Genomic DNA, 23,920 nt, shown 5'->3' on the forward strand with positions numbered 1-23,920 from the left:
CACGCCCAACAACCGGAGAAAGGCCTCCCATGAAAGAACTCGACTACATCGTCGTCGGCGCAGGATCGGCCGGCAACGTCATCGCCCGCCGCCTGCTCGACGCCGGCAAACGCATCGCCGTCCTCGAGGCCGGGGACGACGACACCAACCCCAACATCGAGCGGCTCTACACCCTCGGCGCGCTCTGGCACAGCCCGCAGGACTGGGACTACTACACCACCGAACAGGAAGGCTGCACCGGCCGCCGCCTCCACCTGCCCCGCGGCAAGGTCATGGGCGGTTCCCACGCACTCAATGCCACCATCTGGGTCCGCGGCGCCCGGCAGGACTACGACACCTGGGCGTACCTCGGCTGCCCCGGCTGGTCCTGGGAGGACGTGCTGCCGGTCTTCAAGGCCATCGAAAAGTACGACGGCGGGGCCTCGCCCACGCGCGGAGCGGACGGCCTGCTGGACGTCACCGCGGAATTTGAGCGCAACCCGATCCAGGAAGCCATGCTCGAGGGCGCCGTCGAGGCTGGATTCCCGCTCAACGACGACTACAACTCCGGGGACCCCGAGGGCGTCTCGCGCATGCAGCTCAACGTGCGCGACGGCAAACGCTTCAACACCTGGCACGCCTACCTCAAGCCGGTGGCGGACCACCCGAACCTCACCCTGCTCACCGGGGCACATGTGCGCCGGCTGATCATCGAGAACAGCACCGTCGCGGGCGTGGAATTTGAGCACGACGGCGAAACGAAGGTATTGCGGGCGACGGAAACGGTCCTTTCGGCCGGGGCGATCAACTCCCCGGAGCTGCTGCTGCGCTCGGGGATCGGCCCGGCCACCGAACTGCGCGAGGCCGGTGGAACCGATGCTCGATCTGCCCGGCGTGGGCAAGAACCTGCAGGACCACCTGCTCTCCCCGGTCATCTTCACCACCAGAGCCCAGCCCGTCCCCGCCCCGGAGGTTGCCCCGGCGGAGGTGCACCTGTTCGCGAAGAGCCGGGAGGACCTGCCGGTGCCGGACACCCAGCCGATCTTCTTCTCCGTGCCGATGTACTCGCAGGACTACGCCCCGGCAGAGATGATCGGACCGGACAACGGGTTCTCGATGCTCGGCGGCCTGGTCCGCCCGCAGAGCCGCGGCGAGATCACGCTCACCGGGCCGGATGCGTCCGATCCGATCAGCATCGACCTGCGCGCGCTCTCCGAGCAGGCCGACGCGGACGCGCTGGTCGCCTCCGTGCGGCACTGCCGCCGGATCGGCCGCACGGCGGCGTTGGCCGAATGGGGTGCCGAGGAGATTTACCCCGGCCCGTCCGTGTCCGACAGTGACGAGGACCTGGAAAAGTATGTGCGTGATTCGGTGGTGACCTACCACCATCAGGTCGGCACCTGCCGCATGGGCCTGGATGCCGGCGCCGTAGTGGACCCGCGGACGCTGAAGGTCCACGGGCTGGACGGCGTTCGTGTGGCCGACGCCTCGATCATGCCGCTGGTGACCACCGGCAACACCAACGCCCCGTCCATCATGATCGCCGAACGCGCCGCTGCCATGCTGCTCGGCGATGCCGCCTCGTTCGAATTGGACGCCGAGCCCGCATCGGTCTAGCCCCAATGCCGTTCAGTTAGGGAGGTTGACGGTGTATTCGAAGGCGTGGGCGGCGTACCAGGCCGACTCGGACGCGGTAGAGGAATGGAAGGAACGCGAGTATCCGCAGATCGCCGCCGAGGCCAGAAGGCCGGGGCCGAGATCTATTTCGCCGACGAGGCCTCGGTGCGTTCGGACTACCATGCCGGCACGTGGGCCCCGGTCGGGCAGACCCCGGTCATCACCGCCACCGGGCCAGGTTCTCCGTGAGCATGATCTCGGCCGTCACGCCCCGCGGGAAGCTATGAGGATTGCCGGATCCCCGGGTTTATGTACAGATAACGCCCTTAAGCGCTTCGCTTAGGGGCATTATCTGTGCATAAACTCGCTCGTGGGGAAGGGAAAAGGGGAAGGGGATGGTGGCTTCATGTGTTGACCGCATGGCGGCAGCGTGTAATCTTTATAGAACGAACGGTCGGTAATTTATTCCCGGACCGGCCCTTTTCCCTTCGCGAAGGATGTTCTCATGGTTGAGGCTTTTCTTGTTGGCGGTGCCCGCACACCTGTAGGCCGGTACGGCGGCGCGCTGTCCGCCGTCCGCGCCGATGACCTTGCCGCCCTGGTGGTCCGGGAGGCCGTGGCCCGGGCCGGCGTGGACCCGGACGCCATCGACGAGGTCATTCTGGGGAACGCGAACGGCGCCGGCGAGGAAAACCGCAACGTGGCCCGCATGGCCACGATCCTTGCAGGCCTGCCGCTCCACATCCCTGGCATCACCGTCAACCGCCTCTGCGCCTCCGGGCTGAGCGCCATCATCATGGCGAGCCAGATGATCAAATCCGGCGCCGCGGACATCGTGGTGGCCGGCGGTGTCGAATCCATGAGCCGCGCCCCCTGGGTCCAGGAGAAGCCCGCCACGGCCTTCGCCAAGCCGGGACAGATCTTCGATACCTCCATCGGCTGGCGCTTCGCCAACCCGCTCTTCACCAAGGGCGAGCTGTCCCGCGGCGGCAAAATGACGTACTCCATGCCCGAAACCGCGGAGGAAGTGGGCCGCGTGGACGGCATCAGCCGCGAGGACGCCGATGCCTTCGCTGTCCGCTCCCACGAGCGTGCCCTGGCCGCCATCGCGGGCGGCCGCTTCAAGGACGAAATCGTCCCCGTCACCGTCAAGACCCGCAAGGGCGAGACCGTGGTGGACACCGACGAAGGCCCGCGCGAGGGCACCACCATGGACGTCCTCTCCGGGCTCCGGCCCGTGGTGGCCGGCGGGTCCATCGTCACGGCAGGCAACTCCTCCACGCTCAACGACGGCGCCTCGGCCATCATCGTTGCCTCGGAAGCGGCCATCAAGAAGTTCGGCCTCACCCCGCGGGCCCGCATCATCGACGGCGCTTCAGCCGGCTGCGAGCCCGAGATCATGGGCATCGGCCCGGTGCCGGCAACGCAGAAGGTCCTGGCCCGCACCGGACTCTCCGTGAACGACATCTCCGCCGTGGAACTCAACGAAGCCTTCGCCACCCAGTCACTCGCGAGCATGCGCCGCCTGGGCCTGGACCAGGAAATCGTAAACCTCGACGGCGGTGCGATCTCCCTGGGGCACCCGCTGGGTTCCAGCGGCTCGCGTATCGCCATCACCCTCCTGGGCCGCATGGAGCGCGAGCTGGCCGGCACGGAACGCAAGATCGGCCTCGCCACGATGTGCATCGGCGTCGGGCAGGGGACCGCGATGTTGTTGGAAGGCGTCTAATGGCACTGAACCCCGAAGACTTCAGCACGCTCCTGGTCGAGGAACGCGAAGACCGCCTCATCGTGCTGCTCAACCGGCCCGAGGTCCGCAACGCGATCGACCAGCAGATGGTGGACGAACTCCACGCCGTCTGCGCCCATCTTGAGCGCGAACCGAAAATCCTTATCGTCGCCGGCGTCGAGGGCGTGTTTGCCTCCGGCGCGGACATCGGACAGCTGCGCGAACGCCGCCGCGACGACGCCCTGCAGGGCATCAACTCCACCATCTTCGTGCGGATCGCCAAACTGCCCATGCCCGTCATCGCGGCCCTGGACGGCTACTGCCTGGGCGGCGGCGCGGAGCTCGCCTACGCCGCCGACTTCCGCATCGGCACGCCGAGCGTGCGCATCGGCAACCCCGAAACCGGCCTGGGCATCCTTGCCGCAGCAGGTGCCTCGTGGCGGCTCAAGGAGCTCGTGGGGGAGCCCGTCGCCAAGGAAATCCTCCTGGCTGGCTTGGTTCTCCGGGCCGAGGATGCCCTGCGGGTGAACCTGGTCACCGAAATCCACGAGGCCCCGGTGCTGATGGAGGCTGCCCATAAACTGGCGGACCGCATCTCCCGCCAGGACCCCTTGGCCGTCCGCATCACCAAGTCCGTTTTCCACGCCCCGGCGGAGGCCCATCCGCTGATCGATACGCTCGCCCAGGGCATCCTCTTCGAATCGCAGGCGAAGTTCGACCGCATGCAGGCGTTCCTGGACAAGAAGAGCACGGACAAGAAGAGCACCACCGCAGACGCGGGCACCACCGCAGACAGGACCGAGAAATGACAGCCGTTCCCCCCATCCCGCACGTCGTCGGAGTCCTCGGCGGCGGCCGCATGGGCGCCGGCATCGCCCATGCCTTCCTCATCAAGGGCGCCACGGTGGTGGTTGTGGAGCGCGACCACGAATCAGCCGCCGGCGCACAGGGCCGCGTGGCCGAAGCCGTGGCCAAGTCCGCGGACCGCGGCACGCTCAGCGAAACAGCGGAAGAGGCGCTGTCCCGTTTCAGCACCTCCACCGACTACGAATCCTTCATCCACTGCGGGCTCGTGGTGGAAGCCGTGCCGGAAGACTATGAGCTCAAGGTCGCAGCACTGAAAGCCGTCGAAGAGCACCTCTCCGGGGACGCCTACCTGGCCTCCAACACCTCTTCGCTCTCGGTCACGGGCCTGGCAAGTGCTCTGCGCCGTCCGGCCAACTTCGTGGGCCTGCACTTCTTCAACCCGGTGCCTGCCTCGACGCTGATCGAAGTCGTCCTGGCCAAGGAGACCTCGCCAGAGCTCGCCGCCGCCGCCAAGGACTGGACCGAAGCACTCGGCAAGACCGCGGTCGTCGTGAACGACGCGCCGGGCTTCGCGTCCTCGCGCCTTGGTGTGGCCATCGCGCTGGAGGCCATGCGCATGGTGGAGGAGGGTGTTGCCTCCGCCGAGGACATCGACGCCGCCATGGTGCTCGGCTACAAGCACCCCACCGGCCCGCTGAAGACCACGGACATCGTGGGCCTGGACGTTCGGCTAGGCATCGCCGAATACCTGCATTCCACGCTGGGAGACCGCTTCGCCCCGCCGCAGATCCTGCGCGACAAGGTGGCCCGCGGGGAGCTCGGCCGCAAGACCGGCAAGGGCTTCTTCGACTGGAACGACTGACGACGGCGGACCGCCGCCTGACGCAGTAAAGCCGCGCGGCGGACCCCCAAGGGCTCCGCCGCACGGCTTACCATTCGCGGCCGCTTTGCAGGCCGGGCCGTTCCTACTTCTTGAGGGCGGCGTTCACCGCCGTGCGGTAGCCGTTGTTGTAGCCGGCGGCGTTCGGGTGGAAGTTGTCCGTGTTCAACGGGTTGCCGTCGAAGTTGATCCACGGCGCGTCCGAACCGATGCCATGCCCGTTGAAGCGGCTGGTCACGTCCACGAAGGGCACGCCAGCCTGAGCGGCTCCGGCCTTGACGGCGGCATTGAGCTTGTCTGCCATGTCGTTGAGCTGGGTGGCGAGGGGCTGCAGCGAGGGGTCCATGCCGCTGACGGTGAAGAGCCGCGGATAGCCCGTCACCACGACGTCGGCATTCGGTGCCAAGGTCTGGACGTAGTCCACCAAGTCGGCCACATTCGTTTGCACGTCCGGCAACGTGCCCGGCACGGCGGCAATGGCCCCGGCACAGGCCGGGCTGAACGGAGCGGCAACGCAGAAGGCGGTAACAGCGCCAACTCCGGCATCGTTACCGCCCGCGGTGATGGTCACTTCCGTGGCCTGGCCCAGAACAGCTGCCGACAACGTGGCAATGCCTGCGACTTGGCCGGTGGTGGCACCGAAGCAGCCGAGGTTGGTGCCATCCAGCAAGGCGGGGTAGGCCTGGGAAGTCTGCTTGCAGTCAAGTGGGGGGAGGGGGCTCGGAACAGCGGTGCCGCCGCCGGTGCCGGCAGCATAGGAATCACCGAGGGCAACGTAGACCTCCGGCTGCTTTTCGGCGAGAGGGGAAACCGGGGCGGCCTGGGCCGGCGCGCCGGACAGGCCGAAAGCGAGGGCCACGGTGGCGACGCTGGCCGCCAAGGCGAGCGGCCGGCGTCGGGCATTAAGGACTTTCATGGAACTTCCCTTCAGTCGCACTGACATGGTGATTGGCACACTACGTCATGGGGTTTTGGAAGTCGGGGAAGTCGGTGCGCGTTTTTTCGGAGGGGCGCCTAGAACAGCCCGTTGCCGTGCGGCAGCTCGGCCGGGATCGGTGCTATGACATCCCAGTGCTCCACGATCTTGCCGTCGGACACGCGGAAGAGATCGTAGAAGGCCACCGGAACCCCGAACTCACCCTCGGACTGCAGAAGCACGAACTCGCCGTCGGCTATGACCTTGTGCACCGTGTCGTATTTGAGGAGCTTGCCCTCCTCGGCCCACTTGGCAGCGGCCGCGCCGAACCCATCGAGGCCGTCGGCGGCCTCGGGATTGTGCTGTTGGTAGCTCTCGGCGGAGATGTAGTCAGTCAGTACCGCGTAATCGGCGCCTTTCAGGACCTTTTCCGCAAACTCGGTCACCAGGGCACGGTTCGCTTCGGTTGACTCCGGCTCGGCCACAGCCGTGGGGCCGTCCGTCTGGCTGCGGCCGCTGGCTGTCTGGGCAACCACGGGCTGCAGCGCATCCCAGTGTTCCGCCAGTTTCCCGTCTTCCACCCGGAAGACGTCGAACGCCGCCAGCGGGTCCGGGCCGAAGCCATGGTACGTGCCGTGCAGCGCCACCAGGTTCCCGTCAACGAGGAACCTGGCCGGCTCGTAACGGAACCCTTCTGGCAGATTGGCCACCAGGCCCCGCAGGGCCTCCGGTCCGTCGGCAATGAGGGCGCTGTGTTGGCGGTAGCTGGCTGAAACCAAGCGGTCCACGGCTGATGCGTCTCTGTTCTCGAACAATTCGGTCGCGGCGGCGGCAACTACGTCTCTGGCGTCCATCTCAATGCACATCGCTTTCGTCGTTGAAGTATTGCGGGCGAGCTGCGCTCAGCTGAAACCCAGTGTAGGGAGGGGCACCTCCGCCCGCCAGAGATTCCAAGGGCGCCGGTGGTTACGGCGCTACTATGCTAAACCGGGTGACTTCAATCGAGCCCATCACCCTGACCGGCCAGTTCGTGACCCTGGAGCCCTTGGGCCCGGAGCACCACGACGGACTCGTGGACGCCGTCAACGACGGCGAACTATGGAAACTTTGGTACACCTCCGTCCCGGAACCCGAGGGCATGGCGGCGGAGATCGGGCCCTGCAAGCAGCGGGATCCATGGTGCCCTTCGCCACCCGGCTGAATGCCACCGGCAAGATCATCGGCATGACGACATACATGAACATCGACGCCGCAACGCCCCGGGTGGAGATCGGCTCCACCTGGAACGCAGCCTCGGCCCATGGCAGCGGCAGCAACCCGGATTCCAAGCTCCTGCTCCTCCGCCATGCCTTCGAGACCCTGGGCTGCCCCGCCGTGGAGTTCCGCACGCACTGGCTGAACCACCAATCGCGGGAAGCCATTGCCCGGCTCGGGGCCAAGCAGGACGGCGTGCTGCGCAACCACTCCCGCACTAGCGACGGCGTGCTGCGGGACACCGTGGTGTTCTCCATCCTGGAACACGAATGGCCCGCCGTCCGCAACGGACTCGAGTTCAGGCTGGCGAAGCATCGCTAGTCCGTCGGCGCCACAACGTCCGACCACTTTTGGCGCCATCCTGGGGGATGTCCCTTGGATCCACGAGGGCCAGGTGCCAATTGAATGCGCAAACATGGTCGGATGTGGTGGGCCAGCGTCCTGAAAACGTGCCTGTGCCTGCGCCCACCATGTGCTTAGCTGTCCGGTATGGAGGGGATTGCGGCAGCGGCACAGCATTTTGGCGTCCGCTGGGACGGCGCCGTCAACGCCTGGCTGATCGCCGGCGGCGTGTACCGGATGGGGCGCCGCGAATGGCTCAGCGAGGCCGGGTGGCGCCAGATGTACGACGACGGCGTCCGCACCGTGATCGATCTGCGGAGCCTTGCGGAGGGGCAGCGCCGGGAGACGGACCCGTTGGTGGGTGCCGAAGCCATGGCCGGCATCGACGTCGTGCATTGCCCCACGGAAGACCCTGTCAACGGGGAGTTTACGGCGCTCGTGGGCCCCTACCTCAAGGATCCCGCGCACTATGCCGACTATGTGCGGCTGTTCCCGGAGAAGCTGGCGGCCGTGTTCGCGGCGATTGCGGCGGCCCGGGGCAAGGTGGTGGTGCACTGTTCGGCGGGGCGGGACCGCAGCGGGATCATCGCCGTGATGCTGCAGGATCTGGCCGGTGCCACCGATGAGGACGTGCTCCGTGGCTATGAACTGGGCGCCCGCGGCATCAATGACCGCCACCGCGTCCACCCTGCCCCGCATACCCATGATCCCTACCTTGACGAGCCCGCGCTGGAAGCCCTGCTGGAGTCGCGCCGCGCCAGCCTCCTGGCGTTCAGGCATTCCCTGGACACGGCCGAATTTCTGCAGGCCAACGGCCTTTCCGCCGGTGGGCTTGCGGCGCTCCGGGCGAAGCTGGGCGGCAGCGCCACGCCGTGACAGGGCAGCGCCACGCCGTGACGGGGCCGGTCCGGTGAAATTGCTGCTGTGCACCGGGGCGACTTCATGTACCCTGTATATATTACCGAACGGCCGGTCAGTAATACCCTCCTGATGCCGCGCCGGTCAGCCATGCCATGATCGCCACCGTCTTGGAAGGACCCGTCGACGATGACCAGTACCGCAGTCGCTCCGGAAACCACAGCTGTTGCCACCGTCCCCAGTTACATCAAGGATGCCTGGTGGACGCCTGCCGCCGAAGCGGCCGGTGTCCCGGTCCGTGACGCCAGCACCGGCGAACTCCTCGCCACGGTCAGCACCGACGGCCTGGACCTCGCCGCCGTCGTGAACCACGGGCGCACTACCGGCCAGGCCGAACTCGGCAAACTGACCTTCCACCAACGCGCCCTCAAGCTCAAGGAACTCGCGCAGTACCTCAACGGCCGCCGCGAAGAGCTCTACGCCTCCTCCGCCAAGACCGGCGCCACCAAGATCGACTCGATGATCGACATCGACGGCGGCATCGGCGTGCTGTTCACCTTCGGCTCCAAGGGCCGCCGCGAGCTGCCGAACTCGCAGGTGGTGGTGGATGGCCCCATGGAGGTCCTGTCCAAGGATGGTTCCTTCGTTGGCGAGCACATCTACACCCGCATCCCGGGCGTCGCCGTGCAGATCAACGCGTTCAACTTCCCGGTCTGGGGCATGCTGGAGAAGTTCGCCCCTGCCTTCCTGGCCGGCGTCCCGACCATCGTGAAGCCGGCCACGCCCACGGGCTACGTGGCCGCCGCAGCCGTCAAGGCCATGGTGGAATCCAACATCCTGCCTGCCGGCTCGCTGCAGCTGATCTCCGGCTCGGCACGCACCCTCATGGACGAACTCGACTACCGCGACCTCATGGCCTTCACCGGCTCGGCCTCCACCGCCAACTCGCTCAAGTCGCACCGCAACGTCATCGAGGGCGGCGTCCGCTTCACCTCGGAAACCGACTCCCTCAACGCCGCGATCCTCGGCCCGGACGCCGTCCCCGGCACCCCGGAGTTCGACGCCTTCGTCAAGGCCGTCGTCACGGAGATGACCGTCAAGGCCGGCCAGAAGTGCACCTCCATCCGCCGCATCATCGTGCCTCAGGAGCTCACGTCCGAGGTCTCCGCCGCCATCGGCGCCCGCATCAGCGAGCGCGTCGTGGTCGGGGACCCGCGCGCCGAGGGCGTCACCATGGGTGCGCTCGCATCCCTTGAGCAGCTGGCCGACGTCCGTGCCGCTGTCCAGGCCATGCTCGACGCCGGCGGTGAGCTCGCGTACGGGACGCTCGATTCGCCGTCGGTCACCTCCGTCGGCGGCACCGTGGGCGTCGTGGAAGACGGCGCCTTCATGTCCCCCGTGCTGCTCAGCTGGGCCGACGCCGAAGCCGAGGAAGTCCACTCGCTCGAGGCCTTCGGCCCGGTGTCCTCGGTGATCGGCTACACGGACCTGGCCGACGCCACCCGCCTCGCGGCCCGCGGTGCCGGCTCCCTGGTGGCCTCCGTGTGCACCAATGATCCTTCCGTTGCCCGCGAGCTCGTGACCGGCATCGCTGCCCACCACGGCCGCGTCCACATGCTCAACCGTGAGGATGCCCGTTCGTCCACCGGCCACGGTTCACCGGTTCCGCACCTGGTCCACGGCGGCCCCGGCCGCGCCGGTGGCGGCGAGGAGCTGGGCGGCATCCGCTCGGTCATGCACCACATGCAGCGCACCGCCATCCAGGGCTCGCCGAACATGCTCACCGCCGTGACCGGCGTCTGGCACGCCGGCGCGGACCGCAACTTCACCGTGGAGACCGAGGGAACGCACCCGTTCCGCAAGTCCCTGGCGACCCTGCACATCGGCGACGCCGTCCGTTCGGAGCTGCGCCAAGTCACCCTCGAGGACATCACCGCCTTCGCCAACTCCACGGGTGACACCTTCTACGCCCACACCAACCAGGAAGCCGCGGCGGCCAACCCGTTCTTCCCGGGCATCGTGGCCCACGGCTACTTGCTCCTGAGCTGGGCCGCAGGCCTGTTCGTGGAGCCGGCTCCGGGCCCCGTCCTGGCCAACTACGGCCTGGAGGGCCTGCGCTTCATCACCCCCGTGGCGGCCGGCGATTCCATCCGCGTCACGCTCACCGCGAAGAAGATCACACCGCGTGAAACCGACGAATACGGCGAGGTCGCCTGGGACGCCGCCCTGACCAATCAGAACGACGAAATCGTGGCCACGTACGACGTCCTGACCCTCGTAGAGAAGTAGGCCCCGCCCCCGAACAGCAGCCCCCGACGCTCTCTCACCTTTGGGCTGTTTGGGCCCAACGCTCTCTCACCTTTGGGCCCAAAAACAGAAACCCTCCTTCACCACGTGACCAGTTCACGGACGGTGGGGGAGGGTTTCTGTTCTTCCGGGTCAGGCGATGCCGTCGTTGGGGTTCTGCCAGCCTTCGCGCTTCTTGAGTAGTTCGACGTCCTCTTCCTCAAGCTGCCCGGGCTCGATGTCGGCGGTGCAGAACTTGCACTTGATGGCATCGATGGCCACGAATTCCTTGCAGTACGGGCATTCCTGCTGGCCCTGGGCCCGGAAGTTGCCCATGCCGAAGCGCTTGAGGAGCTTGACGATTCCGAAGAGCACGAGCGCCAGCAGCAGGAACTGGATCAGCACGGTGAGGAAGCTGCCATACCTGATCTCGGCGTCGTTGAGAGTGAAGCTCAGCGCCGTGAAGTCCGGGGTGCCAAAGATTGCTGCCACGAGCTGCAGCAGGATGTCGTTGGCGAGGCTCTCCACAAGGGCAGCAAATGCAATTCCGATGATGAAGCCAAGGGCCAGATCAAACATGTTGCCGCCCATGGCAAAGGCTTTGAATTCTTTCCACATATTCGACATGGCTCGATGCTAGACCTGCCGGGCTCCCATCGGGCAGGGGTGCGGAGCCTGTGGTTTCTCCCTGGAAGGATCTTTCAGAGCCCGCCCGGCGTAAAATTTTCAAGGTAGGAGGTGGCCACATGACCCTAGCACCCAGCACAGCCACAACCATCCTGCCAGTCGACGATGCATCCCGGGCCCGCACGTTCTATGCGGAAAAGCTCGGCCTCCGGCACCGCGGCACCACGTGGGATGGAAACGATCTATTTGGCACCGACGGCGGCCCCATGCTGCAGCTGATGCCCGTCACGGACGGTATGCACTCCGAGCACACTGCCGTGAGCTTTGAGATCCGTGATATTGAACGGACAGTCGCGGAAATGGAGGCAAGCGGTGTCACGTTCCAGGATTACGACCTTCCGGAACTGAAGACCGAAAACCACATCTGTACCACCGACGCCGACAAGTGCGCCTGGTTCATGGATACAGAGAACAACATCCTGTGCATCCATGAAACCTTGGGCACTCAGGCCGAGTACCAGCTGTAAGCGACGGCCCGCTTCGCCATCAACGACGAAACGCTTCCCAGCACCGCTGGGAAGCGTTTCGGCGTTTGGCAGACCCGGATGTGAGAGAGCGTTCCTGGAAACTGGCCCGGATGTGAGAGAGCGTCAGGCCGCGGCGTGGAGGCCGTCGAACGCCATGGTGATGACGTCGTCGGCGAGCTTCTCGGGGGAGAGCGAACCGCCTGGCTTGTACCACTCGACGATCGAGTTGATGGTGCCGAACAGCAGCCGGGTGACGGTGCGCGGGTCAATGTCCTGGCGCAGCGAGCCGTCCTCACGGGCCGCTGAAATCAGCGCAGCCACCTTGTGGTCGAAGGCGCGCCGCCGCTCAAGGGCGTCGCGCTCGATCTCCGTGTTGCCGCGCAGCCGCAGCAGCAGGGTCACGAACGGGAGCCTGTCCACCAGCACGGCAATGGTCTGTCGCAGCACGAATTCCAGGCGGGCATCGGCTGGCCCGGACATGGCCGCGGGCTGCTCCAGAATCGCCTCCAGGCCGCCCAAGGCGTGCTCCAAGGCGAGCTTCAGCAGCTCGCCCTTGGACGGCACGTGGTGGTAGATGGCCGACTTGGAGATCCCGAGGTTCTCGGCCAGGATGCCCATGGACGTGGCGTCGTAGCCGTGGCGGTTGAAGACGTCGACGGCGATCCGCAGCACCGACTGCTGGTCGTAGCCGGGGCGGCCCCGCTTGGTGGTTGTCTCAGTAGGCATGGTGGCATTTTCTCACGATCTCTTGGCGGGCGGCCGTTCAGCGACGCCGCATGTCAGTGACACGCGGCGTCGCCAAACGCTCAGCCCTTGGGGCGCAGGTCGTAGATGCGGCGCAGCTTGCCGCTGGACCGCTCAAGCGAGCCCGGCTCCACCACGTCCACCACGCAGGAGGACCCCACGTGGATCTTGATCTGCTCGCGCAGGGCCAGGGCCGCCGTCGAGCTTGCCTCGCCCGTGACGTTCTCGCGGCGTTCGATCTTGACCGTGAGGGAGTCCATGCGCTTGCCCTCGGGGCGGGTGATTTCGAGCTGGAAGTGCGGGCTCAGCTCCGGGATGCGCAGGGCGATTTCCTCGATCTGCGAGGGGAAGATGTTCACGCCGCGCAGGATGATCATGTCGTCGCTGCGGCCCGTGATGCGGCCGATGCGGCGGTGCGCCGGGCGGGCGGTGCCGGGCAGCAGGCGCGTGAGGTCCTTGGTGCGGTACCGGATGATCGGCAGCGCTTCCTTGGTCAGCGAGGTGAAGACGAGCTCGCCCGGTTCGCCGTCGGCCAGGACCGTGGTGTGGTCGAACGGGTCGATGATCTCGGGGCGGAAGTGGTCCTCCCAGATGTGGCAGCCGTCCTGGGTTTCCACGGCTTCGCCGGCCACGCCTGGGCCCATGACCTCGGACAGGCCGTAGATGTCGGAGGCCTTGATGTTCATGGTGGTCTCGAGCTCGTGGCGCATTTCCTCGGTCCACGGCTCGGCGCCCAGCACGGCGTACTTGAGCGAGGTGGAGGCCGGATCGATGCCCATGTGCGCCATGGCGTCGGCGATGGTCAGCAGGTAGCTGGGCGTGGCCAGGATGGCGTCCGGCTGGAAGTCCTGGATGAGCTGGATCTGGCGTTCGGTCTGGCCGCCGGACATGGGGATGACGGTGCAGCCGAGGGCCTCGGCGCCTGCGTGAGCGCCCAGGCCGCCGGTGAACAGGCCGTAGCCGTAGGCGTTGTGGACCTTCATGCCGGGACGGATACCCGAGGCGCGGAAGCAACGGGCAACCAGGGTGGCCCAGTTGGCGAGGTCGTTCTTGGTGTAGCCCACCACGGTGGGGCGGCCGGTGGTGCCGGAGCTGGCGTGGATCCGGGCCACCTCGTTCTGGGGCACGGCGAACATGCCGAAGGGGTACTCCAGGCGGAGGTCTTCCTTGGTGGTGTACGGGAACTTGCCGAGATCGCCCAGCTCGCGGAGGTCCGAGGGGTGGACGCCGGTCTCGTCGAACTTGCGCTTGTACAGCGGCACGCGCTCGTAGGCGTAGGCCACGGTGTGCTGGAGGCGGCTGAGCTGCAGCGCCTCAAGCTCGTCCCGGGACATGGTTTCTTCGCGGTCCAGCACGGGGGCGTCCGGGGCGGACACTGCGGCGGCGGTGTTCTGGGTCATGGGATTCCTACTTCTTGGAGATGGTGCGGCTGCGGCCGCGGAACTCGGCGATGAGTTCGCCTGGTGTCGCCGGATCGGTGGTGGTGCCGGCGTCCGCTGCGTAGATCTGGATGTCGTAGAGCCCGCTGCGGCCGGTGTGGGCGCGGCGGTTCGCGACGGCGGTGATCACCTGGCCCTGGTATGCGGGCTTGAGGAAATTGATGTCGACGCCGGACGCCACCGTGATCTTGTGTGCTTCAGCCGGCGTGGGGTTGGCCGGGTTGCAGGCGAGGGCGAAGGCGGAGTCCGCGAAGGCGAAGATCATTCCACCGTGCGCCATGCCGAAACCGTTGAGCATCTCCTGCCGGAGTGACATGCGGATGGTGGCGTGGCCGTGCGCCAGTTTGAGGACTTCGATGCCCATCCATTCGGAGGCGTGGTCGTTCGCCAGGATGTGGTGCGTTGCACCGGAAAGGGTTGCTTCAACCATGCGTCATTGCCTCCAGCTTTATTTACCGAATGTTCATTAGGTAATCCCAGATCGCTTGAACTGTCAAGAGCGGGCCCTTAATGGGCGGAGCTCGGGAAGGGGTAGCCTCGATGCCATGCCCGAGATTGAACCCCCATCACCACCGAACGGCGAACTGGTGCTGAAACGGCTACCGGGGGCCGGGCGGGGCGAGCTGGGCTGGATCCTGGCGCCCGAAGGCCGCGGCCAGGGCATCGCCACCGAGGCAGCGGAGGCCGTGATGCGCATGGCGTTTGAAGAGCTGGGCTTCCACCGGATCGACGCCAAGCTGGACCTCCTCAGCACGGCTTCGGCAGCGATCTGCCGGCGCCTGGGCATGCGCCTGTAGGCCACGCTGGTGGACAACTGGCACTACAAGGGCCAGTGGGCCTCCGAGGCCATCTACGCCATCCTCGACTCGGAATGGCGCGCCCGTCAGTAAGCGCGCCCCCGCGCCGGAATCAGTTGGCAGCCGTGGGCGCCTGGACCAGGCCGGCCCCGACGTCGACGGGATCAGTCCCCGCCTTGAGCGGCGTGAACGTTCCGGAACCGATCAGTTTGGACTGCAGCAGGGTGGGGCTCAAGGGGCCCTGCGCCAGCAGCCGTTCGGCCCAGAGTGCGGTCACGCCGGCCACGTGCGGCGTTGCCATGCTGGTGCCGCTGATGGTCTTGGTCCCGCCGTTGAGCCACGCGCTGGTGACGGCGACGCCGGGGCCCGCAACGGTGGCCATGGTGTTCGAGAAAGGCGCCACGGTGTGGCCGTTTGCGCCCTCCGCGAGGGCCGCCACGGATGTGATGCCGTAGGCCGCCGCGGGAGGGGCCACGTTGATCTCGTACGCCGGGTTGCTGGCGCGCTCGCTTTCGTTGCCTGCCGCCGCCACCACCAGGGTGGTCTGGGCCACCGCGGCGCGGGCGTTGAGCAGGCTTGCCAGTTGCTCAAACAGCCGGATGTTGGCCCGGTAGCCATCCAGGGCAATCGATGTGGCAGCGGGGATGGGCAGCCCGTTGACCTGGACCAGCTCGTCCACCAGCCCCGGGAAGTCCATGCCCAGGGACATGGAGATGACGTTGGCGCCGTTGTCCGCCGCCCACAGCATGGCCGCCGCGAGCGTGTCGCTGCGGCCGCCGTCGGGTCCACCCAGGACCTTGCCGATGAGCGCCCGCTGGACACCGCGGGCCACGCCGATGCGTTGGCCCGCCAGGTCGCGGCCGAAGATGGTGCCCGCGCAGTGCGTGCCGTGGCCGTTGTCGTCCTCGGCGCTTCCCGCGCCCGTGAAGTCCTTGGTGACCAGGTCGACGCCGGTGAACGCCGGATGGTCGGCGTCGATTCCGGTGTCCAGGACGGACACCGTGACGCCGGCCCCGGTGTAGGGGGAGGTGTCCGCGCCCACGGCCTTGACACCCCAGGTTACGGCTGCGGCTGCGGCCGGCTCGGGGGCCGCGAGCGGCTCGATGAGTTTGATGGGCATGAACGGTGCGTAGCCCAGGACAGTGGGGTCCCGGTGCAGGGCATCGATCGTGGCGCTGCTGGGATTTTCCGCTGTCTCTGCCTTGAGGGCAACGGCCCGTTCCGCCTGGGCGCCGTTGGGGTCGCCGAGACCCCTGGCGCCCAGGCCGTCAAAAGGGTCGCGGGTGGCCCGCAGGGCGGGCGCACGCAGGATGAGGATGTTTTGCTTGACTGTTGTTGCGGGCATGGGGTGCTCCTTGGCCGCCTGCGCCGCCGGGCCGGCCCGTCAGGCCGGGGCGGCGGTATGTGGATGTGCAGGCGCCGGGCCTGCACGCCCGGCGCGGAACGGAGTACTGGCCCCAGCCGCGGAACTCCATGGCGGACGGCTGCGAATCCCGTTGGATGAGCCGGACGCTGGGTTATTCAAATGAATGCACTAAAAGGCTAGTGGCGGCCCAAGAGGCTGTCAATGGGATTCTGAAAGGCAGCCGCGGCCCGGCCCGCGGGCCTACTTCAGGCCCGCGCCCGGCAGCAGCAGGACTGCGCCCAGGGCGTCGGCCACGAAGGCGTAGTCCCAGGCCCGCTCGCGCCACTGCACGTACCGGCCGGAGGCCCCACCGTGGCCACCGTCCATCTCGATCTTCATGACGATCGGTTCCGAACCGGTGGTCAGGGACCGCAGTTTCTGCACCCACTTGGCGGGTTCCACATAGAGCACGCGCGTGTCATTGAACGAGGTCACGGCCGCAATCCGCGGGTAATCCACTGCACGCACATTCTCGTACGGAGTGTAGGCCTTCATGTAGCGGTAGACCTCCGGATCCGTGATCGGGTTGCCCCATTCCTCCCACTCGAGGGCGGACAGCGGCAGCTCGGGATCCAATATGGTGTTCAGCGCATCCACGAACGGCACCTGCGCCACCACGGCGGCATACTTCTCCGGGGCCAGGTTGGCGATGGCGCCCATGAGGAGCCCGCCGGCCGATCCACCCATGGCCGCGATCCGGCCCGGCGCCACCCAGCCGGACTGCGCCAGCCAGTCGGTGGCGGCCACGAAGTCCGTGAACGTGTTCATCTTGCTGAGCTTCTTGCCGTCCTCGTACCACTGCCGGCCAAGTTCGCCGCCGCCACGGATGTGCGCGATCACCATGACGATGCCCCGGTCCAGCAAGGAGAGCCGGGGCACGCCGAAGCCCGGGTCCATGCTCACCTCGTAGGAACCGTAGCCGTACACCAGGCCGGCGGCGGTGGAGTCCTGCGGCACCGAGGCATGGCGCAGTACGGACAGGGGCACGCGGGTGCCGTCGGCGGCAACGGCCCACTCGCGGGTGGCCACATAGTCGGCGGCGGAGTAGCCGCCCAGTACGGGGCTTTCCTTGCGGAGCAGCAGCTCGCCCGCGGGCTGTTCCGCGGTCGGCAGGACGAAGTCGTAAACCCGCGACGGCGTGAAGTAGGAGGTGTAGCCCATGCGGACCACGGGCGCTTCGTAGTCCGAGCCGGAAACGCCGGCCGTATAGAGCTCCTCGTCGAAGGCCGGCTCCACCGCGGCGCCCTGCTCCGGCGTCCCCAGGCCGGCGAGCGGCAGGACCTGGACGCGCTCAATCGTGTCCTCGCGGACGGAGAGCAGCAGATGCGTTGAGGTGACACCCGCGCCGTTGACGCGGACGGCGTCGGAATGCTCGACGACGGTGCGCCAGTGCTGCTCGCCGAGCGGCTTGGCGAGCTCGGACGGGTCCACCAGGCTCACCATCGAGTTGACGGCATTCTTGTTGTGCGTGATCAGCAGGGTCTCGCTGCCATCCAGCAAGAAGGGCTCAGCCTCGTACAGCAGGTGCTCGTCGCGGGAGATCACGGTGGACAGGCCCGCGTCGTAGTCGTCGAAGCGCAGCAGGCGCGTTTCGCTGAACTCCGAGCAACCGATGCCCACCACGAGGTGGCGGCGGTCCGCGGACTGCTCGAAGCCCAGCCACATGGCGACGTCGTCCTCTTGGTAAAGCACCTCGTCCTCGCTGACGGGCGTGCCCAGGACGTGCGACTTGACCTGGTACGGGCGCCAGGAATCGTCCACCACGGTGTAGAAAATCCGGGTGCCGTCGGGGGTGAAGGCCAGCCCGTAGAAGACGTCCTCGATGACGTCCGGGAGCAGTTCGCCAGTGCGCAGGTCCTTGAACCGCACGGTGAAGCGTTCCTCGCCGGTGTTGTCCACGGCGTAGGCGTACAGGTTCCCGTCGATGGTCACCGCGGCACTGCCGACGGAGAAGAACGGCTTGCCTTCGGCCTCCACGTTGCCGTCCAGCAGGATTTCCTCACCGGGGATTGCGACGCCGGCCTCCACCACCGGGGGAGTCCAGTCGGCCACCGGATCGCCGGAATCGACGGCCCGGACGCGGCACTGGATGCTGTATTCCTTGCCTTCGACCGAGCGCGAGTAGTACCACCAGGCGTCCTTGCGGTTGGGCACGGACAGGTCCGTTTCCTGGGTGCGTCCCTTGATCTCCTGGAACATGGCCTCGCGCAGGGGTTCCTGGTGCGCCGTGACGGCTTCCTGGTAGGCATTCTCGGCCTTCAGATGCGCCACAACCTCCGCGGAGTCCTTCTCCCGCAGCCACTCGTAGTTGTCCACAAAGACGTCGCCGTGGTGTTCGCGGGAGGTGGGGACGCGCTTGGCGACGGGCGGCTGTGCTGGGGACTGGCTCATGGGGCAAGTCTAGGGACCGCCCCTGACAGGCGGCCAACGATTTCGCTCAGAGCGGGGTGAGTGCCCCAAGAGGGGGACTACGGGCCGTATTCGGCCAGTCTCCCTTCGGCCAGGGCGGCCGAGACGGCTGCAATCCCGGCGTAGTCGGGGAACAAGATCGACTGCCCCGTCGACGAGAAGCCGGTTCCCGCCGTCGGGAGCGTGAAGAACACCGCTGCGCCGGGGTCGACGCCGCGCAGCCCGTATGCCAGGCCTGCCAGGTTCAGGACATCGAAGCCCTGGTCCACCACGAGGTACGGAGCCACGCTGGTGATGAACCCCAGCGTGCGGGCCGGGTCGTTCAGGGTGCCGGAGTTCACCAGGGTGGCCATGATTGCCCGGACGAAGGTCTGCTGGTTGCGGACCCGCTGGTAGTCGCCGTCGATGAACGCATACCTCTCGCGCACGAACTCAAGGGCGGCCTGCCCGTCGAGTTTGTTCACACCGGCCGGGAAATAGTGGTGCGTGTCGTGCGTGGAGGTGAACGGTACCGTGACGTTGACGTCCACCCCGCCGAGGAAGTCCGTCAGCGTCTTGAGGCCGTTGAAGTCCAGCATGACGGTGTGGTCGATGCGGGTGTTCAGCAGCGAGCCCACGGCCTGCGCCACGAGCGGCACGCCCCCGACCTCCAAGGAGGCGTTGATTTTGGATGCGCCGTACCCCGGAATGTCCACCCACAAGTCGCGCATGATGGAAATCCCGTAGATCCGTTGGTGGTCGGCCGGAATGTGGATGAGTATCAGGCTGTCCGAGCGGTGGTCGGACGGCTGGCCCGTGGTTGCCGTGTATTCCGCTGCCGCCCGGGCATCCCCGCGCATATCGCTGCCGATCAGCAGGATGTTCATGGGCGTAGTGGGCAGTCCGGGCAGGACCGGAGGCAGCGGGACAGCGGGGGCAGCCGGTGCCGGCGGGGCCGGCGGCTCCGAGACGCTGGGAGTGGCTGTGTGTGTGGAGTTGGCTTGGGCGCTGGTGCCCGACGGCGGGCTGCCCGGCACCGCTGTCCGGTTGACGTTGACGATGATCCCTGCAATGACGATGCCGAACGCCAGCACCATGGCGAGTACCGCGCCTACCCGGAGGCGCCGTAGCCGTTCGCTGGACTTGCCGGCCGGTGGCGGAGGTTCCGTAGCGGCTCCGCCCGGATCAGACTGAGGTTCCATGCACGGAACGTACCACCGGCCCACTCCGAAAACACGAGCGCCAATGACTCAATATGGCAACAGATTCTGCGCAGCTGTTTAGACCCTCAATGCGCTCAAACTGTTGCGCACGTCACATTTCGCGCTAAAGTGATGAGCGGTCGCAGCGTCGCGGCCTTGCATGACGGGAGAACCATTTTGAACGAGAAGCTCCGTGTCCTGGTCCGGGTGGATCTTGATTGCAGTGAGGCGCAGGTCGCCGCCCAGGGTTATGTGAATTCCCGAAACCTTCAGGCCCTCTACGTCGTCATGAGGCGCGCCAACCACCTCAGGCAGGGCATCAAGCTCGTGGTCGATGTCAGCCATGCCCGCGTGGAACCCTCCGCCCTTGAGCAGCTCCGCGAATGCAGCGAATCCCACCACCTGCCCGCCTCCATCGACCCGCTGCAGGCCGACTACCAGCTCAGCATCCTGGAACCCCGCGAGCACGCGGCGCCGGTGGCGCTCGCGGCCTGAGCCCGCGAGCCCTACAGTCCGGCGCTGACCCGGGCGAAGCGCAGGATGGTCAGGATGGCCGGTGCCAGCTGGTCCTCCATCTGCGCGTACACTTCCGGCCCCCGGCGGTAGGGGTCCACGACGTCGTTGTCCCCGGAGTCGGCGGCCAGCGTCAGGTGCCGCACGGCGGCGGCGCGCTTGGGCAGCTCCCGCCAGAACGCGGCGGTTTCAGCGCCCGACGCCGGGGCCCCGCCGTCGCGGTCCTGAAGAACCTCAAGCATCCGGGCAAATTCGCGGATGGTGAACGTGCGCTTGAGCAGGGAAGCGTCCAGCTGGAGGACTTCGCCGCGGTGCTTGGTGGTCATGGTGAGGACAATGTCCGTCTGGCGCAGGATCCGCTCCGTGAGCTGCCGTGCGGCAAAGTGGTCAGGGGTGCCGCCGAAGGCTCGGATGATGGCGGCCGACGGCGGCTGGATCGGCTCGCCGACCATGGCCCGCGTTCCCGCGCTGCGCACCTCGAAGGCGCCCGGCAGCACCTGGTCGAGCCCGGCCTGCAGCAGTCTTTCCGCCACGGGGGAGCGGCAGATGTTGCCTGTGCAGACGGTGAGGATCCGGACGGGTGCAGACGATTCCACGAATAGGGCTCTTTCCAAGGGGCGTGCGGCAAAAGCTAAGGATCGGGCAGATCCTTCCCCAAGTTAACACGCGGGCGCGCGGCGGTCTTGTCACACGGCCCTTTCGAGAATCGCGCAGCATTTCTTCTCCTGTAGTCCTTGACGCTTGACGGAAATCACGGCTTCCGCATATTCTGAACGAACGGTCGGTAATTTATTAGGAGCAACCATGGCATCGCAGAACCTGCAGTCTGTGCCCGCTGAGCTGTCCCCGGAAGAGCAAGAGCGGGAGGCGGCCGGTCAGGCGTACTTTGACCGCATCATTTCGGAGGACTCGCGCATCGAACCGCGCGACTGGATGCCGGAGGCCTACCGCAAGACGCTTCTGCGCCAGATCTCCCAGCACGCCCACTCGGAAATCATCGGCATGCAGCCGGAAGCGAACTGGATCACCCGCGCTCCCAGCCTGAAGCGCAAGTCCATCCTCATGGCGAAGGTCCAGGACGAGGCCGGCCACGGCCTCTACCTGTACTCGGCGGCGGAGACCCTTGGCCAGAGCCGGGACAAGATGATGGATGACCTCATCGCCGGCAAGGCGCGGTACTCGTCCATCTTCAACTACCCCGCGATTTCCTGGGCAGACATGGGCGCGATCGGCTGGCTGGTTGACGGCGCCGCCATCTGCAACCAGGTTCCGCTCTGCCGCGCCTCCTACGGTCCCTACGGCCGCGCGATGGTGCGCGTCTGCAAGGAAGAATCGTTCCACCAGCGCCAGGGTTTCGAAATCCTCCTCGAGCTCTCCAATGGCACGCCTGAGCAGAAGCAGATGGCCCAGGAGGCCGTGAACCGCTGGTACGCGCCGTCGCTGATGATGTTCGGTCCGCCGGATGACGATTCCCCCAACTCCAAGCAGTCCATGGCCTGGAACATCAAGCGCTTCAGCAACGACGAACTGCGCCACCGCTTCGTCGGAATGATGGTGGAGCAGGTCCGTGTCCTCGGGCTCACGCTTCCGGACAAGGACATCCGCTTCAACGAAGAAACCAAGAAGTGGGAACACGGCCCCCTGGACTGGAACGAGTTCAAGGAAGTTCTGGCCGGCCGCGGCCCCTGCAACTCGCAGCGCATCGAGCGCCGCCGCGAGGCACACGAAAACGGTGCCTGGGTGCGCGAAGCCGCCGCAGCGTACGCCCGCAAGCAAGCACAGAAGGAATCCGCAGCATGATCCCCAACGACTCCCCAACCTCGCAAGCTCGGCCAGGGACCCCGGTCGTCGTGGCCCCAACGCCAGAAGAAACCCCCTGGTCCCTTTGGGAAGTCTTCGTCCGCTCCAGCCGCGGCCTGTCCCATGTCCACGCCGGCTCCCTGCACGCCCCGGATGCCGCGATGGCCCTGCGCAACGCCCGTGACCTGTACACGCGCCGCAACGAGGGCGTCTCCATCTGGGTTGTCCCGGCCGAGGCGATCTCCTCCAGCGATCCCGACTCCAAGGGATCCTTCTTCGAGTCCCCGCAGGGCAAGGACTACCGCCACGCCACGTACTACACCAAGAGCGAAGGCGTGAAGCACCTGTGACTGACAAAGCAACCGACTTCGCGATCGAGGGCCACGGCGATATCTCCGTGGGCGTCTCCGGCGCCGGCGCTTCCGGCGATGGTTCGGCCAGCGCCACGCGCATCACGCCGGGCAACGCCCTCCGTCCCGAGGACATCGCCCTCGAGATCCGCCGCGGCCAGGTCAAGCCGAGCGACGACGTCGCCGAATTTGCGCTGCGTATCGGCGACGACGCCCTCATCCTGGCCCAGCGCCTGGGCCACTGGATTTCGCGTGCACCGGAGCTTGAGGAGGACGTGGCCCTCGGCAACATCGCCCTGGACCAGCTGGGCCATGCCCGTTCCTTCCTCACGTACGCTGGTGCGGCCTGGGGGAAGTCCGAGGACGATCTTGCCTACTTCCGCAGCGAGCCGGAGTTCCGGTCCGCGCACCTCGTCGAGCAGCCCAACGGCGACTTCGCGGTCACCATTGCCCGGCAGTTCGTGGTGAGCTACTACCAGTACGAGCTGTACCGCAGGCTGACGGAGTCCACCGACGCCACCCTCGCCGCCATTTCGGCCAAGGCCGTCAAGGAAGTGGACTACCACCGCGACCACAGTGCCCAGTGGGTGCTGCGCCTGGCCGGCGGCACGGAGGAATCCCGCGCCCGCATGATCCAGGGCTTCCAGCTGATCTGGCCCTATGTCGACGAGCTCTTCGAGGATGACGAGCTCACAACCCGCCTGGCTGAAAGCGGCGCCGCTGTGGAGCCTTCCAGCCTGCGCGGAGACTTTGACCGCCTCACCGGCGAGGTCCTCGCCGAGGCTGGCCTGGACATCCCGAAGGTTCCGCAGGCCCTGGGCGGTGGCCGCCGCGGCAAGCACTCCGAGTTCCTCGGCTACGTGCTGGCGGAAATGCAGGTCCTGGCCCGCGAACACCCCGGCGCAAGCTGGTGAGCAGCGTGGACACGCAGGCAAGAACGGCCGAGCAGCAGGCCTGGGACATCGCGTCCACGGTCTGCGATCCGGAGATTCCGGTCCTCACCATCGCGGACCTGGGGATCCTCCGGGACGTGCGGCTGTCCGGAAACGGTGAAACGCCCGACGACGGCGGGTCCCGTCCCGCCGTCGAGGTCACCATCACGCCCACGTACTCGGGCTGCCCGGCGATGGACGCGATCGGCGACGACCTGCGCACCGCGTTCAAGGACGCCGGCTACCCGAGCGTGCACATCAACCTGGTGCTCGCACCGGCCTGGACCACGGACTGGATGACCGAGTCCGGCAAGGCCAAACTGGAGGAGTACGGCATCGCCCCGCCTACGGGCCGGGCCGCGGCCGGTGGGCACTCGGGCCCTGTGCGCCTGAGCCTGGCCGTGAAATGCCCCCAATGTTCCTCGCTGAACACGAAGGAACTCACCCGCTTTGCTTCCACGTCCTGCAAGGCGCTGTTCGTCTGCCAGGACTGCAAGGAACCGTTCGACTACTTCAAAGTCATCTAAG

The 23,920-nt window shown here is 66.8% G+C and carries 21 protein-coding genes and 4 pseudogenes; 15 read left to right on the plus strand and 10 right to left on the minus strand.

The window, feature by feature from the left end; translation table 11 throughout:
• Positions 1 to 29: 29 nt before the first annotated feature.
• The 5 genes and pseudogenes from J1902_RS19985 (at position 30) to J1902_RS06720 (ending at position 4,994) form a co-directional block, all read left to right on the plus strand.
• Positions 30 to 1,596: pseudogene (locus J1902_RS19985) on the plus strand (GMC family oxidoreductase).
• A gap of 100 nt (positions 1,597 to 1,696) precedes the next feature.
• A pseudogene (locus tag J1902_RS06705) lies at positions 1,697 to 1,877 on the plus strand (IS630 family transposase); the annotation flags it as partial.
• Positions 1,878 to 2,101: 224 nt separating this feature from the next.
• Positions 2,102 to 3,325, plus strand: a complete 1,224-nt coding sequence (locus tag J1902_RS06710) for a thiolase family protein (protein WP_207615474.1) — start codon at positions 2,102 to 2,104, stop codon at positions 3,323 to 3,325.
• Positions 3,325 to 4,134, plus strand: a complete 810-nt coding sequence (locus tag J1902_RS06715) for an enoyl-CoA hydratase/isomerase family protein (RefSeq protein WP_207615475.1) — start codon at positions 3,325 to 3,327, stop codon at positions 4,132 to 4,134. The genes J1902_RS06710 and J1902_RS06715 overlap by 1 nt, the downstream gene beginning before the upstream one ends.
• Positions 4,131 to 4,994, plus strand: coding sequence for a 3-hydroxyacyl-CoA dehydrogenase family protein (locus J1902_RS06720; RefSeq protein ID WP_207615476.1), 864 nt, complete (start codon positions 4,131 to 4,133; stop codon positions 4,992 to 4,994). The genes J1902_RS06715 and J1902_RS06720 overlap by 4 nt, the downstream gene beginning before the upstream one ends.
• A 103-nt stretch (positions 4,995 to 5,097) precedes the next feature.
• Here the strand turns inward: J1902_RS06720 and J1902_RS06725 are convergent, their stop codons facing one another.
• A complete protein-coding gene (locus tag J1902_RS06725; protein WP_207615477.1) occupies positions 5,098 to 5,928 on the minus strand; it encodes an SGNH/GDSL hydrolase family protein in 831 nt (276 codons plus the stop codon).
• 98 nt (positions 5,929 to 6,026) lie between these two features.
• Positions 6,027 to 6,794 (minus strand): nuclear transport factor 2 family protein, encoded by a 768-nt coding sequence (locus tag J1902_RS06730; protein ID WP_307794388.1) that lies wholly within the window; start codon positions 6,792 to 6,794, stop codon positions 6,027 to 6,029.
• A 125-nt stretch (positions 6,795 to 6,919) separates the two neighbouring features.
• Between J1902_RS06730 and J1902_RS06735 the strand changes: the two are divergent.
• The 3 genes and pseudogenes from J1902_RS06735 to paaZ all read left to right on the plus strand — a co-directional run bounded on the left by J1902_RS06735 (position 6,920) and on the right by paaZ (position 10,671).
• Positions 6,920 to 7,503: pseudogene (locus J1902_RS06735) on the plus strand (GNAT family N-acetyltransferase).
• A gap of 168 nt (positions 7,504 to 7,671) precedes the next feature.
• Positions 7,672 to 8,400: a tyrosine-protein phosphatase gene (locus J1902_RS06740; protein ID WP_207615479.1), complete on the plus strand. Its 729-nt coding sequence runs from the start codon at positions 7,672 to 7,674 to the stop codon at positions 8,398 to 8,400.
• A 171-nt stretch (positions 8,401 to 8,571) separates the two neighbouring features.
• A complete protein-coding gene (gene paaZ, locus J1902_RS06745; protein WP_207615480.1) occupies positions 8,572 to 10,671 on the plus strand; it encodes a phenylacetic acid degradation bifunctional protein PaaZ in 2,100 nt (699 codons plus the stop codon).
• A 150-nt stretch (positions 10,672 to 10,821) separates the two neighbouring features.
• On the opposite strand, the gene mscL is transcribed toward paaZ, so the two are convergent.
• Positions 10,822 to 11,295, minus strand: coding sequence for a large conductance mechanosensitive channel protein MscL (gene mscL, locus J1902_RS06750; RefSeq protein WP_207615481.1), 474 nt, complete (start codon positions 11,293 to 11,295; stop codon positions 10,822 to 10,824).
• Between the two features lie 119 nt (positions 11,296 to 11,414).
• Here mscL and J1902_RS06755 point away from each other — a divergent pair, with 119 nt between their 5' ends.
• Positions 11,415 to 11,822 carry a VOC family protein gene (locus J1902_RS06755; RefSeq protein ID WP_207615482.1) on the plus strand — a complete coding sequence of 136 codons (408 nt, stop codon included), beginning with the start codon at positions 11,415 to 11,417 and terminating at the stop codon, positions 11,820 to 11,822.
• Between the two features lie 123 nt (positions 11,823 to 11,945).
• Here the strand turns inward: J1902_RS06755 and J1902_RS06760 are convergent, their stop codons facing one another.
• The 3 genes from J1902_RS06760 to J1902_RS06770 all read right to left on the minus strand — a co-directional run bounded on the left by J1902_RS06760 (position 11,946) and on the right by J1902_RS06770 (position 14,435).
• The gene (locus tag J1902_RS06760; RefSeq protein WP_207615483.1) at positions 11,946 to 12,548 is read right to left on the minus strand and encodes a TetR/AcrR family transcriptional regulator; all 603 of its coding nucleotides are present in this window, start codon (positions 12,546 to 12,548) and stop codon (positions 11,946 to 11,948) included.
• 80 nt (positions 12,549 to 12,628) lie between these two features.
• Positions 12,629 to 13,966, minus strand: coding sequence for a phenylacetate--CoA ligase PaaK (paaK, locus tag J1902_RS06765; protein WP_207615484.1), 1,338 nt, complete (start codon positions 13,964 to 13,966; stop codon positions 12,629 to 12,631).
• Between the two features lie 7 nt (positions 13,967 to 13,973).
• Positions 13,974 to 14,435, minus strand: a complete 462-nt coding sequence (locus J1902_RS06770; RefSeq protein WP_207615485.1) for a hotdog fold thioesterase — start codon at positions 14,433 to 14,435, stop codon at positions 13,974 to 13,976.
• 148 nt (positions 14,436 to 14,583) lie between these two features.
• Between J1902_RS06770 and J1902_RS06775 the strand changes: the two are divergent.
• Positions 14,584 to 14,895, plus strand: a pseudogene (locus tag J1902_RS06775) (GNAT family N-acetyltransferase); the annotation flags it as partial.
• Positions 14,896 to 14,914: 19 nt separating this feature from the next.
• Here the strand turns inward: J1902_RS06775 and J1902_RS06780 are convergent.
• The 3 genes from J1902_RS06780 to J1902_RS06790 all read right to left on the minus strand — a co-directional run bounded on the left by J1902_RS06780 (position 14,915) and on the right by J1902_RS06790 (position 19,797).
• Entirely contained in the window at positions 14,915 to 16,147 is a 1,233-nt protein-coding gene (locus tag J1902_RS06780) for a S8 family peptidase (protein WP_207615486.1), read from the minus strand.
• Between the two features lie 261 nt (positions 16,148 to 16,408).
• A complete protein-coding gene (locus J1902_RS06785) occupies positions 16,409 to 18,598 on the minus strand; it encodes a S9 family peptidase (protein ID WP_207615487.1) in 2,190 nt (729 codons plus the stop codon).
• Positions 18,599 to 18,675: 77 nt separating this feature from the next.
• Entirely contained in the window at positions 18,676 to 19,797 is a 1,122-nt protein-coding gene (locus J1902_RS06790) for an LCP family protein (RefSeq protein WP_207615488.1), read from the minus strand.
• 177 nt (positions 19,798 to 19,974) lie between these two features.
• Between J1902_RS06790 and J1902_RS06795 the strand changes: the two genes are divergently transcribed.
• Positions 19,975 to 20,292 (plus strand): hypothetical protein, encoded by a 318-nt coding sequence (locus J1902_RS06795; protein ID WP_207615489.1) that lies wholly within the window; start codon positions 19,975 to 19,977, stop codon positions 20,290 to 20,292.
• Between the two features lie 11 nt (positions 20,293 to 20,303).
• On the opposite strand, the gene J1902_RS06800 is transcribed toward J1902_RS06795, so the two are convergent.
• The gene (locus J1902_RS06800; RefSeq protein WP_207615490.1) at positions 20,304 to 20,906 is read right to left on the minus strand and encodes an arsenate reductase/protein-tyrosine-phosphatase family protein; all 603 of its coding nucleotides are present in this window, start codon (positions 20,904 to 20,906) and stop codon (positions 20,304 to 20,306) included.
• A gap of 208 nt (positions 20,907 to 21,114) precedes the next feature.
• On the opposite strand from J1902_RS06800, the gene paaA reads away from it, so the two are divergent.
• From paaA to paaD, 4 genes are read left to right on the plus strand one after another with little or no spacing between them, the layout of a single operon-like run.
• Entirely contained in the window at positions 21,115 to 22,110 is a 996-nt protein-coding gene (paaA, locus tag J1902_RS06805; RefSeq protein ID WP_207615491.1) for a 1,2-phenylacetyl-CoA epoxidase subunit PaaA, read from the plus strand.
• A complete protein-coding gene (gene paaB / locus J1902_RS06810) occupies positions 22,107 to 22,460 on the plus strand; it encodes a 1,2-phenylacetyl-CoA epoxidase subunit PaaB (protein WP_207615492.1) in 354 nt (117 codons plus the stop codon). The genes paaA and paaB overlap by 4 nt, the downstream gene beginning before the upstream one ends.
• On the plus strand, positions 22,457 to 23,374 hold the full coding sequence (gene paaC / locus J1902_RS06815; RefSeq protein WP_207615493.1) for a 1,2-phenylacetyl-CoA epoxidase subunit PaaC: 918 nt from the start codon (positions 22,457 to 22,459) through the stop codon (positions 23,372 to 23,374). The genes paaB and paaC overlap by 4 nt, the downstream gene beginning before the upstream one ends.
• Positions 23,371 to 23,919: a 1,2-phenylacetyl-CoA epoxidase subunit PaaD gene (paaD, locus tag J1902_RS06820; protein ID WP_207615494.1), complete on the plus strand. Its 549-nt coding sequence runs from the start codon at positions 23,371 to 23,373 to the stop codon at positions 23,917 to 23,919. The genes paaC and paaD overlap by 4 nt, the downstream gene beginning before the upstream one ends.
• Position 23,920 lies beyond the last annotated feature (1 nt).

The organism is Arthrobacter cavernae, from assembly GCF_017368795.1.
In the GTDB taxonomy this organism is placed as follows: domain Bacteria; phylum Actinomycetota; class Actinomycetes; order Actinomycetales; family Micrococcaceae; genus Arthrobacter; species Arthrobacter cavernae.